Below are 15,337 nucleotides of genomic sequence, written 5' to 3'. Positions count from 1 at the left end.
TGACCTTCAATCATTCGGCTACGACACGCCGGCGCTACTAATCAGGTCCGACTCGTACACCACTCTGCTGGACGCAACCGTGTGCCCCGTAACTATCAGCCAAGTCGCGAAACCCAGTTAGCGAGTTTCACATTGTCGATCAATAGACAGCCAGAACCTTCGGTCTGTACCAAGTTGCCTCATGCCAAGATGCGCGCGATCAGCGGTTCGTTCGTCGGCGATCGCAGGGCGACGGCCTGCCGCGACGGGTCGGCGAGCTTACGCGCGATGGAGCTGCCACCGGTAAGACTCGGATCCGTTCAGCGGCAGGAAACCCTCGTCATTCGGCCGTCGCTTCACCGATCTGTTGCACCGCGTTCCGGTAGTGCCGGGGTGAGGACCCGACTTCACGCCGAAACGCTGTGCTGAAGGCGCTTTCTGACTCATAGCCTGTTGCGGCTGCTAGCTCGGCGTTCGACCAACCGCCGTTGCGCAGGGCGTCGCGGGCTAGTCTCATTCGCCACTTGATCAGGTAGGTCAACGGCGGTGTACCGACCTTGGCCTTGAACGCTGCGGTGAATGCTGAACGTGACATCTGACCGATCTCAGCTAGTTCGGCGAGAGTCCATCGGCGGCCTACGTCGGCGTGCATCGCCCGCAGCGCCGCCCCGACGCCGTCATCGGCTAGTGCTGCGAGCCAGCCGCTGGGTTGTTCGGTGTGGTGGGCATGCGCCCGCAACATGTGGACGAGAATGATCTGTGCAAGGTGCTCCAACACGAGAGATTTTCCGACACTGGGCGATTCGATCTCGAAGACGAGTAGCGAGGCGAGATTCATGAACAGCGGTCCGCGAGGATCGCCGGCTCGGACATGGACTACCCGCGGGAGCACATCGAGCAGCACCGTAGCGTCGCTGGCGTCGAACGTGAAGTCGACACTGCACGTATAGGAGTCTTCATCCAACGTATTTCCGATGCGAAATCCTCTGCCTATCGTGTTGCGCGCGAGCGTGGTGGCCGGCCGCGCTGGCATCTCGTCGAGTGAGCTGCTCAGCGTGTAGGGCGGAGGGTGGCCGAGCAGATAGAAGTCCCCTTCGTTCAACTGCACCGGCTCGAGGCCGTCGAGGCTCAGCCAGCACTGGCCGTCGACGACGACGCCGAGTCGGACGTGTGGGAAAGGAGCAAACCGCACCGCCCATGGACTGGCGGCATGCAACGGCGCAGGCACAACCGTGCGCGGGCGTAGCAGTCCCATGACGTCGGTTATCGGATCGCGAGAACCGATCACCGCGGATTCGGTGGACGATGGATAAACAATTTCGGACTCCACGTTATGGACCGTACCGAAGGACGCGCTGCATAGTCAGTGTCAGTGCAGTACCTGGTGGCACGTCGTGGCGGGTGCCATTGCCGGGTGCGACCCCCTGATGCGAAGGAGTGAACTGTGCGTTATCGATATCTCGGCCGATCGGGACTGCGTGTTTCGACACTTTGTCTGGGGACCGGCAACTTCGGAACAGGCTGGGGACATGGCGCAGATCCCTCTGAGGCGCGAGCCATGTACGACCAATATCGTGCGGCCGGTGGAAATTTCATTGATTCCTCCAGCAACTATCAGTTCGGTGACGCGGAGGTGTATCTCGCCGACATGATCGCCTCTGATCGCGACGAGGTGGTGTTGGCAACCAAGTACTCAACGGGCACCACCATGGACAGCGGGCTGCAGATGACCGGTAACGGCAGGAAGGCAATGGTTCAGTCACTGGAGGCGAGCCTGCGGCGGTTGAATACCGATCGAGTGGATCTATTGTGGGCACACGCTCCCGACAACGGAACTCCTATCGAAGAGATCATGCGCGCATTCGATGATCTTGTCCGCTCTGGCAAGGTGCTTTATGTCGGACTTTCGAATTTCCCGGCATGGCGGGTGGCGACGGGCGCGACGATCGCCGCGGCACGCGGCTGGGCACCTGTGGTCGCCATTCAGACGGAATACAGCTTGGTCGAACGGGCTGCAGAACGCGATCTGTTGCCGATGGCCGAAGGCTTCGGACTAGGGGTACTGGGCTATTCGCCGCTCGGGGGAGGCATGTTGACCGGAAAGTATCGCCGGGGAGAAAGGGGTCGTGCGCAGAGTTCGATCAGCCAGTTTCTTCACCGAGAAGACGACGGCATCAAGGCTGCCATCGTCGACTCGGTTGAAGCACTCGCCAGAGACGCGAACGCCTCTGCCGAGACGGTGGCGATCAGCTGGTCGATGAGCAAAGGAGTCATCCCCATCGTCGGTCCACGAACGGCCGCGCAGCTGACCACCAATCTTGCAGCGGCACAACTTCATCTGCTCCCCGAGCAGATCGACCGGCTCGATACTGCCAGCGCGATCCAGTTGGGCTACCCGCATGACATGAAGGCCGACCCCGGTGCCGTCCACGCCGTCACGGGCGGGAAGGCGGGCCTTCTCGATACCCCTTCCGTCGCCACCCCATAGACCCATCAAGCTCAGTCCACCACGTCCGCTCAGTCTCATATCGGAAGAAAACAAGCAGCCCCCGAGACCGCGTTCAACGAAAGAGGTGACCGAGCACCTCGGCTGCTGTCGGATCCGGGAAAGGGTGGGTTCCTCAAGGGGACCGTTGGCTGAGACTCGCTGCACGTTGTTGGAGGCCGAACAGAGACCTCAATTGGTTGCTACTTGATCCCAGGCTGGCGCGGCGCGGGGGCGAGAGGCGCGCCAGCAAGGTTCTCGACGTCGGAGTGCCCACGTGATTGATTGTCAGCCAGGAAAGCTCGGCTGTTCCGAGAAGAAATGCGATGCAACGTCATTGCAACGTGCCGCGGCTACTATCTGGCTCCAACTCATCAAGGAATTGCCGAGATGGGCCATCCAACAAAACAATCGCCGGACGGATTAGGAGCACCATGTCCACTGTGCCTACGAATCAGCTCGAACTCATCGTCGCTGACTCGAGTCGTCTTCCCTGGGACATCCTCGAAGTTCCTCAGATCGAAGCCAAGATTCCGGTCAAGGTCCTGTTCAGCGACCCCGACACCGGCATGGAAGTGTTTCTCATCCGCTACGCGGCCGGCTTCACCAACACCTGGCACACCCACCCCCATGCGCACGGCATGTACGTGCTGGACGGAGTCCTCAACACGCACAAGGGCGAGTACGGGCCAGGAAGCTTCGTGTGGTTCCCGGAGGGCGGTTGGATGGAACACGGCGCCACCGCCGACAACGACTGCACCATCATCTTCATCACCAACAAACCCTTCGCCATCTGCTACGAGGTAGACGACGACCACCCGTACCCGATTCACAGCTGAGAGCTGACAGGTGGGCGATGTTTGAATTGGAATGGGCAAGAACCCATTCGCCTGGAAGCGTCCTAGTGCACAACGGAATCTGTGGTTGACCAGTAGCTGACATGCATGCGTTGAATCCCAAGGCCGCGACAGTGGGCTCGGCGGTCTGTGGGCGCGCGCCCCGAGCCGGCCTTGCCCACGTCGTTGTCTTGTGGACGGCGCCTGTTCTGACACCGACTCAGAAACCGCGCGGCCACCGGCGGCCCGATTCCGTATTACGCACATATTGCGCACCTATGCCGAGGGGAAACAGGGCCGTATTCCGCTGATAACCACCGCGCAACAGTCACGTTCTGTAATTGCATCTGGTCGGAATGGTTCGACCATCCAGGCTCGGTCGGGCAGCAGGACCCGCCGACACCGTCTAGCGCAACTACGGAGTGCACCATGGCTTTTGACGCATCCATCGCCGAGAACATCGCGACCTCCCTGGCCGAGATCCCGCACCCGTCGCTGCCCAAGGGCGCCAACATATATGGCGGCACGAAGATCTTTCCCGACTACCAGGCCGAAGAGGGCGAGAGTTACTTCACCCTGGTGCACGGCATCGCCCACGAGTCCTCGGTCAGCTTCGTCGCCGTCCTGCAGGCAACCCGCGCCTTGCGGAAGGGATTCGAATCCGCCATCTACTTCTACGGCCCCGGCGCCATCAACTGCCTGGCCACCCGCGGGTTCCCGACCACGGGCGATTCTGGCTTTCCCGGTGAGCAGAACATCAACGACGCATTGGCCACGTTCATCACGGAGGGCGGCACCGTGTTCGCGTGTCGATTCGGGCTTGCGCTGCACGGAGGCCGCGAAGAGGACCTGATCGAAGGTGTCATTCCCGCGCACCCACTCGACGTCCAGGATGCCCTCATCTACTACGCACGCAAGGGCGCCATCATCAATTCCACGTACATGGTGTGACGTCGTGATAACCACTCTTGCAGCGGTTTCCGCGAACTTCACTCGAGACCTGGACCAGAACTACGCCCTGATCGCGTCGCTGGCAGATCAGGCGCGCGACCGTGGTGTCGACTTCCTGGCGCTGCCGGAGGCGGCCATCGGAGGTTACCTCTCCTCGTTGGGCAATCACGGTGACACGGTGAAAACCACCAGCCGGTCGTTGCCACCGGCCATCCGGGTCGACGGACCCGAGCTCCGGCGGGTGCAGCAGCTGGCCGGCGGACTGGTGGTTGCCATCGGTTTCTGCGAACTGGCCGATGACGGCGAAACCCGTTACAACGCAGCCGCACTGCTCGACGGCGAAAACATCTACGGTGTCTACCGCAAGGTGCACCAGCCGCTGGGGGAGGGCATGTCGTACTCGGCGGGTGACCGCTACGACGTTCACGACACTCCAGCCGGTCGGATCGGACTGCAAATCTGCTACGACAAGGCTTTTCCCGAAGCGGCCCGCATGATGGCTCTCGACGGAGCGCAGATCATCGCCAGCCTGTCGGCGTGGCCGGCCGCACGCACCGCTACCGCGGGGAATCTGCAGGAAGACCGGTGGACATACCGCTTCAACCAGTTCGACATCGCCCGAGCACTGGACAATCAAGTGTTCTGGGTGTCGGCCAATCAGAGCGGCACGTTCGGCTCGCTGCGCTATGTCGGTAACGCCAAGGTGGTGGACCCGGGCGGCAATATTCTGGCCACCACCTTGCTGGACGGCGGGATGGCAGTCGCCGAGGTGGACGTTGACGCGACGTTCAGCACGGTGCGGGCGGGCATGTTCCACCTGCGCGACCGCAGACCAGACGTGTATGGCCCGCTGACCGACGCCGACGCCGCACGATGGGCGGAGCCCGCCCATGCCTGAGATGACCTTCGACATCCGCTGGCCCGACGGATCCACGCAGTCGTGCTACTCCCCGAGCCTGGCGATCCACGACTTCCTCACCACGGGGCAGCGCTACACCGTCGGTGAACTGCTGGACCGCACCAACACCGCGTTACAACAAGCCAGCGACCGGGTGCACGCCAAGTACGGCTTCGCGTGCACCTCCGCGGCAGCCACCGGTGAACAGATCATGCTCTCCGCCCGACGCTTCCCCGCAGACGCCGAGATCGTGGTCGTCGCCATGCAACCCGGATTGGAGCCGTCGTGACCACCTCAGCGCATGTTCCGGTCGCGATCGTCGGCGGCGGACAGGCCGGGCTATCGGTCAGCTGGCACCTCAGCCGCGCCGGTATCGCTCACGTGGTGCTCGAGTCCCACACGCCGGTGCACGCCTGGACCGACAGTCGTTGGGACAATTTCACACTCGTGACCCCGAACTGGCACTGCAAGCTTCCCGGTTACGTGTACGACGGCCCGGACCCGGACGGGTTCATGACCCGCGACGAGGTGGTGGCCTGGCTCCAGGGATGGTTGCAGACCTTCGAGGCGCCCGTCCGTACCCACACCCGCGTCAGCAAGCTGGTGCAGCGGGGGGAGGGCGGGTTCGCTCTCACACTCGAAACCCCCTCAGGGGCAGAGCTGCTCACGTGCGATGACGCCGTTGTCGCGACCGGCGGATACCCACTGCCGGTGATTCCGGCCTATGCGGGCTCGTTGGATGCGGGCGTCGTCCAGATCCACTCCGAGCAGTACCGCAACGCCGAGCAACTGCCGGACGGGGCGGTCCTGGTGGTGGGCACCGGGCAGTCCGGCGCCCAGATCGCCGAAGACCTGCACCTCGCCGGGCGTCAGGTGCACCTGGCCGTGGGCAACGCACCGCGGGTAGCCCGGTTCTACCGTGGTCGTGACTGCATGACATGGCTGTCCGACATGGGGCTGTATGACCGGCCGGCGCAACAGTATCCGGGTGGCAGAGCCGCGATCGAGAAGACCAACCACTACGTGACTGGACGTGACGGCGGGCGGGACGTGGATCTGCGGCAGTTCGCCGCGGAGGGGATGCGCCTCTACGGCACGCTGGCCGATGGCAAGGACACGACACTGCGCTTCGAGCCGACCCTGCGGTCAGCCCTCGACTACGCCGATTCGATTTACAACTCGATCTGCTCGGACATCGACGCCTACATCGAACGCGAGGGCATCGACGCGCCACCTGTCAGCCGTTACGAGCCGGTGTGGGAGCCTGACGCCGAGACCACCACGATGGATCTGGCGGCCGAAGGGGTCACGAGCATCGTGTGGGCCATCGGCTACCGACCGGACTACCGGTGGATCGAGGCGAGCGCTTTCGACGGTGGCGGCAGGCCCATGCAGACCCGTGGCATCACCTCCGTGCCGGGGCTGAGCTTCGTCGGCCTGCCGTGGATGCACACCTGGGGATCAGGCCGGTTCCTCGGGATCGACCGCGACGCCTCGCACATCGCGGCCACCATCACCAGCGGCTACCACGAATCAGTGCTGCAGCTCGCCGTTGGACACTGAGTCGGCCGTGAACTCCTGGCCGGCCGTCGATTCGAAACTCCGCAGGTAAGGTCCGCCGCAGTGCCTTCCGTACACCGATCCCGTCCATCGCGTAGGAGGGCCTGAGATGTCCGTATCCACCCGAGTTGATCTGGCGCTGCTGGGTTTTCGCGGCGCACCACCGGTCAGCCGCACCGCGGGTGCCGGTCCCAGCGGGGACGGCCATCTGGTGATCGATGGCCTCAATGCCGCCATCCCGCAAAATCCCGACAGTCCCTTCGTCTTCGACGGCACGCGGGTGATCCTCGACGGTGAGGACACCGGCCTGGATGTCGAGGTGGTCGACCGACCCCGGTTTTACGACTTGAGGACCGCCGAGGGCGTGCCGTACGAGAAGCTGGCCCGGCTGCACGGCCGCAACGTCCTGGCAACCACCGTGGTGCAGACGTGCATTCGCTACTCCGAAGACCAGCGCTGCCGGTTCTGCACCATCGAGGAGTCGCTTCGCTCCGGCGCCACGACCGCGGTCAAGCGGCCCGCCGAGCTGGCTGAAGTGGCCTCCGCTGCCGTGCGACTGGACGGCGTCACCCAGATGGTGATGACCACCGGAACCTCGGCGGGCAGTGACCGTGGGGCGCGCCACCTGGCCCGCTGCGTCCGGGCAGTGATGTCGGCGGTGCCGTCCCTGCCCATCCAAGTGCAGTGCGAGCCGCCGGATGACCTGTCGGTGCTGACCGACCTGCGGGACGCCGGCGCCGACGCCATCGGCATCCACATCGAGTCCCTTGACGAGGACGTGCGCAGGCGCTGGATGCCCGGCAAAGCCGGAGTGTCAGTGGAGCGCTACCGCGAGGCCTGGCGCGAGGCAGTCCGGGTGTTCGGCCGCAACCAGGTGTCCACCTATTTGCTCGTCGGGCTCGGCGAGGACCCCGAGGCGTTGATCGGCGGCGCGGCGGAACTCATCGACCTGGGCGTCTATCCGTTCGTGGTCCCGTTCCGTCCGCAGGCCGGTTCTCTTGCGGTGGACGTCGACGGAGCCCGGGCCCCGGCAGCCGGGGTGGTCGAGAAGGTCAGCCGGGAGGTGGCGCTGCTGCTGCAGTCCGCGGGCATGAGCGGTGCCGATCAACGGGCGGGGTGCGCGGCCTGCGGAGCGTGCAGCGTCCTCCAGAACCTGGGGGCCTGATGATTCCGTTCGCCGCAAGCGACCACGCCCCCGTCGGGCTGTCCATCCTGTGCGGAACCCCGCGCATTCCGGCGCCGTTCCTGATCAACCCCGCCTCGAACGCTGCTGAGCTCGCCGCATACCGGCGGCTGCGGCGGGAGGAGTTCGTGGCGCAGCAGGGCCTGTTCGCCGGCAGTGACCGCGACGACCTGGACGACGATCCCCGCACGGTGGTGCTGGTGGCCACCACTTCCGACGGGCAGGTGCTCGGCGGTGTGCGACTGGCGCCGGCCACCGCCACCGATATCGGCTGGTGGACCGGCAGCCGACTCGTCGTCGACCGCGCCGTCCGCGCCGGCGGGGTGGGTCCTTCGTTGGTGCGGGCCGCCTGCGCGTACGCCGAATCGGCGGGTGTGCTGCGCTTCGAGGCGGCGGTGCAGCCGCGCTACGCCCGACTGTTCGACAGCCTGGGCTGGACCCTGCTCGGCACCCGGCTGGTGGCCGGACAGGAGCACGCCTGGGTGTGCTGGCCCATGGACCCGATCCAGCGGCTGGCCGCGACCACCAAGTCGTTCCTCGGCGACGCTCTGGCGCCGCTGCGGGCAGTGCCCGGCGGTTTGGGCCCGGCCGGTTTCGTCGGCGACGACGGGGTTCCGGTTCCCGGAAGCGATCTCATCGCGGCCTGTGACGCGATCATGCCCTCGATGGTGGAACGCGATCCCGAGTGGGCGGGATGGTGCGCGGTCCTGGTCAACGTCAATGACCTGACCGCGATGGGCGCCAGCCCGGTGGGCCTGCTCGATGCCGTCGGCGCCCCCACCCGCTCCATCCTCGACCGGGTGATCGCCGGTGTCGCTCGCGCCTCCGCTGCCTGGCAGTTGCCGGTCCTCGGCGGGCACTCCCAGGTGGGCGTCCCCGCGGCGCTGTCCGTCACGGCGCTGGGACGAAGCAGTGCACCGGTGCGTGCGGGCGGGGCGGCGCCGGGCGATGCGGTTCGGCTGACAGCGGACACCACCGGCGGCTGGCGAACGGGCTATTCTGGCAGACAATGGGATTCGACCAGCGGACGCAGCAGTGCTGAGCTGGTCACAATGACAGCGATGGTGGCAAGGGCGGCCCCCAAGGCGGCCAAAGATGTCAGCATGGCCGGTATCGCCGGCACGCTCGGCATGATGGCGGAAGCATGCGGCACCGGCGCCGAACTCGACGTGGCGGCGGTGCCCCGCCCCGCCACGGCGACTATGGGCGAATGGCTGACGTGTTTTCCTGGCTACGGCATGCTGACGGCCGGGCCGCAGTCGCCCGCCCCGCAGCCCGCCGGAGTGGTGAGCGCCGAATGCGGTGTGCTGACAGCCGAACCCGGAGTGCGGCTGCGCTGGCCGGACGGGGTGATGACACGCGTGCTGGCGCCTGCGGTGACCAATCTGGGTCCGTCGTAAGGTTCACGCAATGACGTCGGTGATCCTGGCTGCGGTGGCTGCACACTTCGGGCGCGACCTGCCTCGGTGTATTGACAAGGTGGTCGGCATCGCCGCAGCCGCGCGGAAGGAGGGCGTCGACCTGCTGGTCTTCCCTGACGCCTGTCTCGGCGGTTACATCGGCGACTTCCGGACGCCCGACCCCGAGGATCCACCGCCCGCGCTCGACTCCGACGGACCCGAGATCGCCGCTGCGATCGCGGCGGCGGGACCCATGACAGTGTGCCTGGGGTACGCCGAAGCGGCCCCGGGCGGCGGCCGGTACAACGCCGCGATCTGCGTCACCGGCGACGGCGTGCTGGGCACTTACCGCAAGGTGCACCAGCCGGCGGGTGAAGCGTTCACCTACCTTCCCGGCGACGAATTCTCGACCTTCGACACTCCGGTGGGCAGACTCGGCATGCTGATCGACTACGACAAGACATTCCCGGAGGCTGCGCGCACGCTGGCCACCGCCGATGCGCAGATCATCACCGCGTTGTCGGCCTGGCCAGCGAGCATCACCGACCGCGCCTCGCGGCTGCCCGCCGACCGCCAGGCCCGGCTGTTCGACCTGTACGACTGTGCGCGGGCAGCCGAGAACCAGGTGGTGCTGGTGTCGTCGAACCAAACGGGTGTGATGGGTAATCTGCGATTTCTCGGCCAGGCCAAAGTGGTGGGACCGGGCGGTGACATTTTGGCCACCACCCGGGCCAAAGGCGGGCTGGCCAAGGCGGAGATCGACGTGGACGCCGAGATCAGCCGGGCCCGCAAAGTGCTCAATCATCTGGCCGAGCGACGGCCCGATACCTATCGGAGTGGGCTGTGACGATGCGCGTCGCGCTGCTCACCTATTCCACGAAACCGCGTGGCGGCGTGGTGCATACGCTGAATCTGGCAGAGGCGCTGGCCGCTCGTGGAGTGGCGGTGACGGTGTGGTCGCTGGCTCGCGCCGGGGACCGCGGTTTTTTCCGAGCTGTTGATCCCGCGGTGACGGTGAAATTGGTTGAGTTCACTGACCTGCCCGGCGACTCCGTGACCGACCGGATCGTGCGGTCCATTTCGACTCTGCGAGCGGCGTTCTGTGCCGACGACTTCGACATCATCCATGCGCAGGACTGCATCAGCGCCAATGCGGTGGGCCCGTGCATCCGCACCATCCATCACCTGGACCAGTTCACCACCCCGGTGTTGGCGCAGTGTCACGAGCGCGCCATCGTCGAACCGTACGTCCGGATCTGTGTCTCCGCGGCCGTGGCTGCCGAACTGCACGCCGGCTGGGGGCTCTCAGCCGAGATCATCCCTAATGGCGTTCAGGCGCAACGGTTCATCGACGCCGCTTCCGATACACCGGCGTTGGAGCGCTGGCAGACCCAGCTCGGTCGCTACGTGCTGGCAGTCGGCGGCATCGAACCCCGAAAAGGCACTATCGATTTGGTGGATGCCATGGGGCTGGTGCAGCAGCGAGACCCAAGTCTGTCCTTGGTGATCGCCGGCGGCGAGACGCTGTTCGACTACCGCGACTACCGGGCAGCGTTCGAGCAGCGATGCGCGCAGCGCGGTGTCGCGCCGGTGATTCTCGATACCGTCGAGGACGCGGAACTTCCGAGCCTGGTGGCCGCGTGCGAGGCATTCGCGTTTCCGTCCACCAAGGAAGGTTTCGGTCTGGCGGCCATGGAAGCCCTGGCGGCGGGGCGCCCGGTGGTTGCGCGGGACCTGCCGGTGCTGCGGGAGGTGTTCGGCGGCGCAGTGTCTTTCGCTGGTTCTGTATCCGGCTTCGCGGCCGAACTGCTGGCGGTCATCGACACGCCGCCGGATCCCGCGCCGGCATTGGCGTTGGCGACGAGCATGACCTGGGATGTCGCAGCTGCTGCGCACATCGACCTCTATCGGCGCCTGTGCTGAACTTCGATGCCGTCTCGGCGCAGGCAACCTTGCCCCACGCCAGTCGTCTCTTGGCGTTGGTGCGGGTGCGGGTGCGGGTGCGGGGGAGTGTTCGCCGAACGTCCGATTTGATCGGCCGGCAGATCGCCCTTGCCGGCACTCGGCATCGCCGCGCGCCGCGGTGAGGGGCAACCGACCTCGGCGTCCCTTGCCTGAGGCCACTTCGCACCGTTAGGAAACACTGATGGGTATCGAACAAAACAAGACGATTGCCCGCGAGTTGGTGCTAGGTCTGAGCCCAGAGCACGGCGACACAGCCTTTGACCTTCTCCATGAGGACGCCGTGTGGACCGTGATGGCACACCCTGAATCCTTCCCGGTCGCAGGTGACATGGCGAAGGCGGAGTTCGTCGAGCACATCAAGCGCTTCCGTCAAGCAATACCTGGCGGGATTCAAATCACCGTCACCGGGGTCACCGCCGAGGGTGACCGGGTAGCTGTCGAAGCGGAGTCGACGGCTACTCTCTCAAACGGCAGGATCCTTAATCAGTTCTACCACTTCCTCTTCGAGATCGAGGACGGCGAAGTGCGCAGGGCCAGAGAGTACATCGACACGGCGCACGGTGTCGCCGTCCACCGTGATTGACCCCTTCTTCGACGGGCGAAGTTGTCCCGTTCGTGACAGGCCGGCGTGGATCGATTGCCTAGCCGGTAGTGGCTGGAAATCAATGACGGCGTCGTCACAGTAACGAATTAATCGAGTTGACTAGCGCGGAAGCCGGACAGCTCTCCAGTTGTCCTAGCTTATGCCCCAAAACAAGGACCGTGAAACCAGAGATTTGTTATCTTCGCAGGGGAGGCGCCGACTCCGCTCGCGATTGGAGGGAAAGCATGGCACGCGTTGCCCAGTCGCCTCATGACAGCTGGACATGGATCTACCTGCGGCCGAACGCCAAGCTGACCTCCGGTGGCAACTCGAACCGCCGACAGGACCTCGTCGGTGCCTGACCGAGAACCAAGCCGATGAGCTACACGCGCCCGTCTATTTGCCGGTTGTGTCACAACGGCTGCGCGATCCTGGTGGAAGTCGACAATGGCAAGGCCGTGCGCGTTGTCGGTGACCGTGACAACCCGGTGTATGCGGGATACACGTGTCTGAAGGGTCGCCAGCTGCCACTGCAGCACAGCCATCCAGACCGGCTGCTGCATTCGCTCAAGCGGCGCCCTGACGGCACCTTCCAACCCATCCCGGTCGAGGAGGCGATGGATGAGATCGCCGAACGACTTGCACGGATCATCGACCGTCACGGTCCTGGTTCAGTGGCGAGCTACACCGGCACCATGGGTTACGTCGGTAGCGCGGCTACCGGACCCGTCGCGGAAGCGTTCATGGACGCCATCGGATCGCCGATGCGGTTCACTCCCAACACAATCGATCAACCCGGCAAAGCGATTGCGAAAGCTCTGCACGGGATGTGGATGGCTCCACCGCATGGGTTTCACGAACCGCGGGTGGCACTGCTTATCGGTGCCAATCCGCTGATCAGCCATTCGGCGGGAGCGCCGGCCGGGAATCCGCGAAAATGGCTGAAAACCGCGATTGCCCGCGGGCTCAAACTGATCGTGATCGACCCGCGCCGTACTGAGACCGCGCGCAACGCCTTCATCCACTTGCAGCCCAAACCCGGCCACGATATTTCGTTGCTCGCTTCGATGATGCGCATCATCATCGATGAGAATCTCTACGACAAAGACTTCGTTGACGATAACGTCTCCGGGTTCGACGAATTGCGTCGCGTCGTTGATCCCTTCGTTCCCACCGAAGTAGCACGGCAAGCTGACGTCATGGTCGAGGAGTTGATCGGCGCAGCACGGTTGTTCGCCGCCGCTGGACGTGGGTACACGATCGCCGGGACAGGCCCCAACATGAGCGGGCGGGGGACGTTGCTCGAGTATCTGATCCTGAACTTGGAGGCGTTGTGCGGACACTATCTGCGTGCCGGTGAGCGGGTACTCAATTCGTTGACATTCATGCAAGAGCAGCCCCCCAAGGCGCAAGCGATACCGCCGTTCCCCGGATACGGGTTCGGCGAGCAGATGCGTGTGCGTGGGTTGGGGATGACGCTCGCCGGCATGCCAACGGCCGCAGTATCGGACGAGATCTTGATCGATGGCGAAAAGCAAATACACGCTCTGTTTTCCATCGGCGGTAATCCGGTGGCGGCATGGCCGGATCAGCTCAAGACGATCGACGCGCTGAACCGGCTGGAGCTCCTCGTGCAGACCGATATCAAGATCTCTGCCACTGCCCGTCTCGCCGACTATGTCATAGCCCCCAAGGTCGGTCTTGAGACGCCCGGAATCTCGGCAGTGACTGAACTATTGAAACTCACAGCAACCGGCATCGGGTCGGCCGTGGCCAATGCCCAGTACACGCCCGCGATAGTGCAGCCGCCGGATGGGGCTGATGTTGTCGAGGATTGGGAGCTGTTCTACGGGTTGGCTCAGCGTCTAGGTCTCCAACTTACGCTCGACAAACTGGTTGCCCTGCCGCTGAGCGAAGCATTCCCACTTGACATGAAGAACAGACCCACCACCGACGACCTCTTCGACCTCATGACGCGTCAGGCTCGGATCCCATTCGCTGAGATCAAGGGTCATGTGCATGGGGCTGCGTTCACCGAGCCTGCTGTGACTGTGGCAGCCAAGGATCCTGATTGGCCCGGCCGACTCGAACTGGCCGACGCTCAGATGATGGCAGACCTCCGCGAAGTGGCACGAGAGCAGTTTGACACTGAAATCTCGCAATCAGCCACGGGTTTCGACTTCCGGCTGATAAGCAGACGTATGCTGCACGTCTACAATTCGTCGGCTCGGGACCTGCCCGGAAATGACGAATTTCACTACAACCCGGCATTCATGCATCCCGCCGATCTGAATCAGCTGGGCCTGACGCCTGGTGACGTTGTCCAGATCCGCTCTGAACGCTCCGCGATTCTCGGCGTAGTCCAGATCGACACCTCGTTGCGCCAAGGGGTGATTTCCATGACGCACGCGTTTGGTGACGCACCTCAGTACGACGATGCTCTCGGTCAGATCGGAAGTCCTACAGGGCGACTCAGTGCCAACGACCGCGACTACGAGCCTTACTCTGGTCAGCCGCGCATGAGCAACATCCCCGTCTCGGTACGAGGGTTCACGGAAGTCGCACTGAACTGACCAGTCATGCGGATACAGCCACCGGCTCACACCACCGACCAAGCGGCACACCGCTGTCCGCGCGGCGAAGGGGTCAGAGCACCGGCAGCAGGTGTCGTAGGATCGCCGCCGAGCTGGCGGCCACTTCGTCGACGAAGGCCGCGAAATCGAATCGCGAATCACGCCCGGCGAGATCGGACAGCGCCCGGATCAGCAGCCACGGAAGGCCGAACGCCGCGCACACCTGAGCGACAGCTGCGCCCTCCATGTCGACGGCGCAGCCGCCCAGGTCGGCGTACAGCCGCTCGCGGGTGCGCTCGTCGTGCAGGAACTGATCGCCGGTCAACACGGCACCGTGGGCGATGACGGGAGCGCCGCCGGCTCCGCCCGCCGCCCGCGACACCGGCGGCAGCGGAAACCCGGCGAGCCGATCACGGACCCGGGCATCCAGCTGCGGGTCCACCCGGTAACCCAGGTCTTCGGTGGGGTTGATGAACGGAACGTGACCGGCCTGGTAGAGCCGCAGCCCGTCGGCTTCGATGACGCCGGCATCATGATGGATCGCCCGGTCGGCGACAACGATGTCGCCGATGTTCAACGCAGGATCCAACCCACCGGCGACACCGGAGAACACGATTGCACGGCAACGGAAACGGTCGAGCAGCAGGGTAGCCACCACCGCGGCGTTCACCTTGCCCATGCCGCCGCCCACCAGGACGACGTCGTGCCCGTCGAGCTGGCCCGAGTCGAACCGGGCGTGCCCGATCAGCTCACTGCGGGCCCGGGTCAGCTCGCGACCCAGGTGGGCACGCTCCGGTTCGATCGCGCAGATCAGTCCGATGGTCACCCCACCATTGTCGACCCATTGTCGGCGACTTCGTCACCCGGGCCTCGGCCAGAGCCGGCCGACGGCCGCAAAACGGCAGTGTTGCGGCGTCATTGACG

14 protein-coding genes are annotated in these 15,337 nt (G+C 64.6%); 12 read left to right on the top strand and 2 right to left on the bottom strand.

Annotated elements, in window-relative coordinates; genetic code table 11:
• Positions 1 to 319: 319 nt before the first annotated feature.
• A complete protein-coding gene (locus BEMPMBAN_RS13345; protein WP_200845969.1) occupies positions 320 to 1,309 on the bottom strand; it encodes an AraC family transcriptional regulator in 990 nt (329 codons plus the stop codon).
• Positions 1,310 to 1,423: 114 nt separating this feature from the next.
• Here BEMPMBAN_RS13345 and BEMPMBAN_RS13340 point away from each other — a divergent pair, with 114 nt between their 5' ends.
• The 12 genes from BEMPMBAN_RS13340 to BEMPMBAN_RS13285 all read left to right on the top strand — a co-directional run bounded on the left by BEMPMBAN_RS13340 (position 1,424) and on the right by BEMPMBAN_RS13285 (position 14,413).
• Complete coding sequence (locus tag BEMPMBAN_RS13340) at positions 1,424 to 2,467, top strand: aldo/keto reductase (RefSeq protein WP_159230857.1); 1,044 nt, start codon at positions 1,424 to 1,426, stop codon at positions 2,465 to 2,467.
• A gap of 431 nt (positions 2,468 to 2,898) precedes the next feature.
• Positions 2,899 to 3,303 carry a cupin domain-containing protein gene (locus tag BEMPMBAN_RS13335; RefSeq protein WP_159230856.1) on the top strand — a complete coding sequence of 135 codons (405 nt, stop codon included), beginning with the start codon at positions 2,899 to 2,901 and terminating at the stop codon, positions 3,301 to 3,303.
• Between the two features lie 426 nt (positions 3,304 to 3,729).
• Positions 3,730 to 4,251: an MSMEG_0572/Sll0783 family nitrogen starvation response protein gene (locus BEMPMBAN_RS13330; RefSeq protein WP_159230855.1), complete on the top strand. Its 522-nt coding sequence runs from the start codon at positions 3,730 to 3,732 to the stop codon at positions 4,249 to 4,251.
• 7 nt (positions 4,252 to 4,258) lie between these two features.
• A complete protein-coding gene (locus BEMPMBAN_RS13325) occupies positions 4,259 to 5,149 on the top strand; it encodes a carbon-nitrogen hydrolase family protein (RefSeq protein ID WP_200845970.1) in 891 nt (296 codons plus the stop codon).
• Positions 5,142 to 5,438 (top strand): MSMEG_0570 family nitrogen starvation response protein, encoded by a 297-nt coding sequence (locus BEMPMBAN_RS13320; RefSeq protein ID WP_159230853.1) that lies wholly within the window; start codon positions 5,142 to 5,144, stop codon positions 5,436 to 5,438. The genes BEMPMBAN_RS13325 and BEMPMBAN_RS13320 overlap by 8 nt, the downstream gene beginning before the upstream one ends.
• Complete coding sequence (locus tag BEMPMBAN_RS13315; protein ID WP_159230852.1) at positions 5,435 to 6,712, top strand: MSMEG_0569 family flavin-dependent oxidoreductase; 1,278 nt, start codon at positions 5,435 to 5,437, stop codon at positions 6,710 to 6,712. The genes BEMPMBAN_RS13320 and BEMPMBAN_RS13315 overlap by 4 nt, the downstream gene beginning before the upstream one ends.
• A 106-nt stretch (positions 6,713 to 6,818) precedes the next feature.
• Positions 6,819 to 7,874 carry an MSMEG_0568 family radical SAM protein gene (locus BEMPMBAN_RS13310; RefSeq protein WP_159230851.1) on the top strand — a complete coding sequence of 352 codons (1,056 nt, stop codon included), beginning with the start codon at positions 6,819 to 6,821 and terminating at the stop codon, positions 7,872 to 7,874.
• On the top strand, positions 7,874 to 9,292 hold the full coding sequence (locus BEMPMBAN_RS13305) for an MSMEG_0567/sll0787 family protein (protein WP_159230850.1): 1,419 nt from the start codon (positions 7,874 to 7,876) through the stop codon (positions 9,290 to 9,292). Before BEMPMBAN_RS13310 ends, BEMPMBAN_RS13305 begins: the two co-directional genes overlap by 1 nt.
• Before the next feature lie 10 nt (positions 9,293 to 9,302).
• Positions 9,303 to 10,139, top strand: a complete 837-nt coding sequence (locus tag BEMPMBAN_RS13300; protein WP_159230849.1) for a carbon-nitrogen hydrolase family protein — start codon at positions 9,303 to 9,305, stop codon at positions 10,137 to 10,139.
• Between the two features lie 2 nt (positions 10,140 to 10,141).
• Positions 10,142 to 11,215: an MSMEG_0565 family glycosyltransferase gene (locus tag BEMPMBAN_RS13295; protein ID WP_159230866.1), complete on the top strand. Its 1,074-nt coding sequence runs from the start codon at positions 10,142 to 10,144 to the stop codon at positions 11,213 to 11,215.
• 223 nt (positions 11,216 to 11,438) lie between these two features.
• On the top strand, positions 11,439 to 11,840 hold the full coding sequence (locus BEMPMBAN_RS13290; RefSeq protein WP_159230848.1) for a nuclear transport factor 2 family protein: 402 nt from the start codon (positions 11,439 to 11,441) through the stop codon (positions 11,838 to 11,840).
• 377 nt (positions 11,841 to 12,217) lie between these two features.
• Positions 12,218 to 14,413 (top strand): molybdopterin-containing oxidoreductase family protein, encoded by a 2,196-nt coding sequence (locus BEMPMBAN_RS13285; protein WP_159230847.1) that lies wholly within the window; start codon positions 12,218 to 12,220, stop codon positions 14,411 to 14,413.
• Positions 14,414 to 14,486: 73 nt separating this feature from the next.
• Here BEMPMBAN_RS13285 and BEMPMBAN_RS13280 read toward each other — a convergent pair whose 3' ends face one another.
• The gene (locus BEMPMBAN_RS13280; protein WP_159230846.1) at positions 14,487 to 15,239 is read right to left on the bottom strand and encodes a 5'-methylthioadenosine/adenosylhomocysteine nucleosidase; all 753 of its coding nucleotides are present in this window, start codon (positions 15,237 to 15,239) and stop codon (positions 14,487 to 14,489) included.
• Positions 15,240 to 15,337 lie beyond the last annotated feature (98 nt).

It is taken from the genome of Mycolicibacterium austroafricanum (assembly GCF_902705885.1).
Taxonomy (GTDB): Bacteria; Actinomycetota; Actinomycetes; order Mycobacteriales; family Mycobacteriaceae; genus Mycobacterium; species Mycobacterium vanbaalenii_A.
This window is presented reverse-complemented; position numbering and strand designations above follow the sequence as displayed.

What these genes read in the sequence shown, in the direction of transcription:
- BEMPMBAN_RS13335 (WP_159230856.1), top strand. Translation starts at nt 2,899, where the DNA reads ATGTCCACTGTGCCTACGAATCAGCTCGAACTCATCGTCGCTGACTCG.
- BEMPMBAN_RS13330 (WP_159230855.1), top strand. Translation starts at nt 3,730, where the DNA reads ATGGCTTTTGACGCATCCATCGCCGAGAACATCGCGACCTCCCTGGCC.
- BEMPMBAN_RS13320 (WP_159230853.1), top strand. Translation starts at nt 5,142, where the DNA reads ATGCCTGAGATGACCTTCGACATCCGCTGGCCCGACGGATCCACGCAG.
- BEMPMBAN_RS13310 (WP_159230851.1), top strand. Translation starts at nt 6,819, where the DNA reads ATGTCCGTATCCACCCGAGTTGATCTGGCGCTGCTGGGTTTTCGCGGC.
- BEMPMBAN_RS13305 (WP_159230850.1), top strand. Translation starts at nt 7,874, where the DNA reads ATGATTCCGTTCGCCGCAAGCGACCACGCCCCCGTCGGGCTGTCCATC.
- BEMPMBAN_RS13300 (WP_159230849.1), top strand. Translation starts at nt 9,303, where the DNA reads ATGACGTCGGTGATCCTGGCTGCGGTGGCTGCACACTTCGGGCGCGAC.
- BEMPMBAN_RS13295 (WP_159230866.1), top strand. Translation starts at nt 10,142, where the DNA reads ATGCGCGTCGCGCTGCTCACCTATTCCACGAAACCGCGTGGCGGCGTG.
- BEMPMBAN_RS13290 (WP_159230848.1), top strand. Translation starts at nt 11,439, where the DNA reads ATGGGTATCGAACAAAACAAGACGATTGCCCGCGAGTTGGTGCTAGGT.
- BEMPMBAN_RS13285 (WP_159230847.1), top strand. Translation starts at nt 12,218, where the DNA reads ATGAGCTACACGCGCCCGTCTATTTGCCGGTTGTGTCACAACGGCTGC.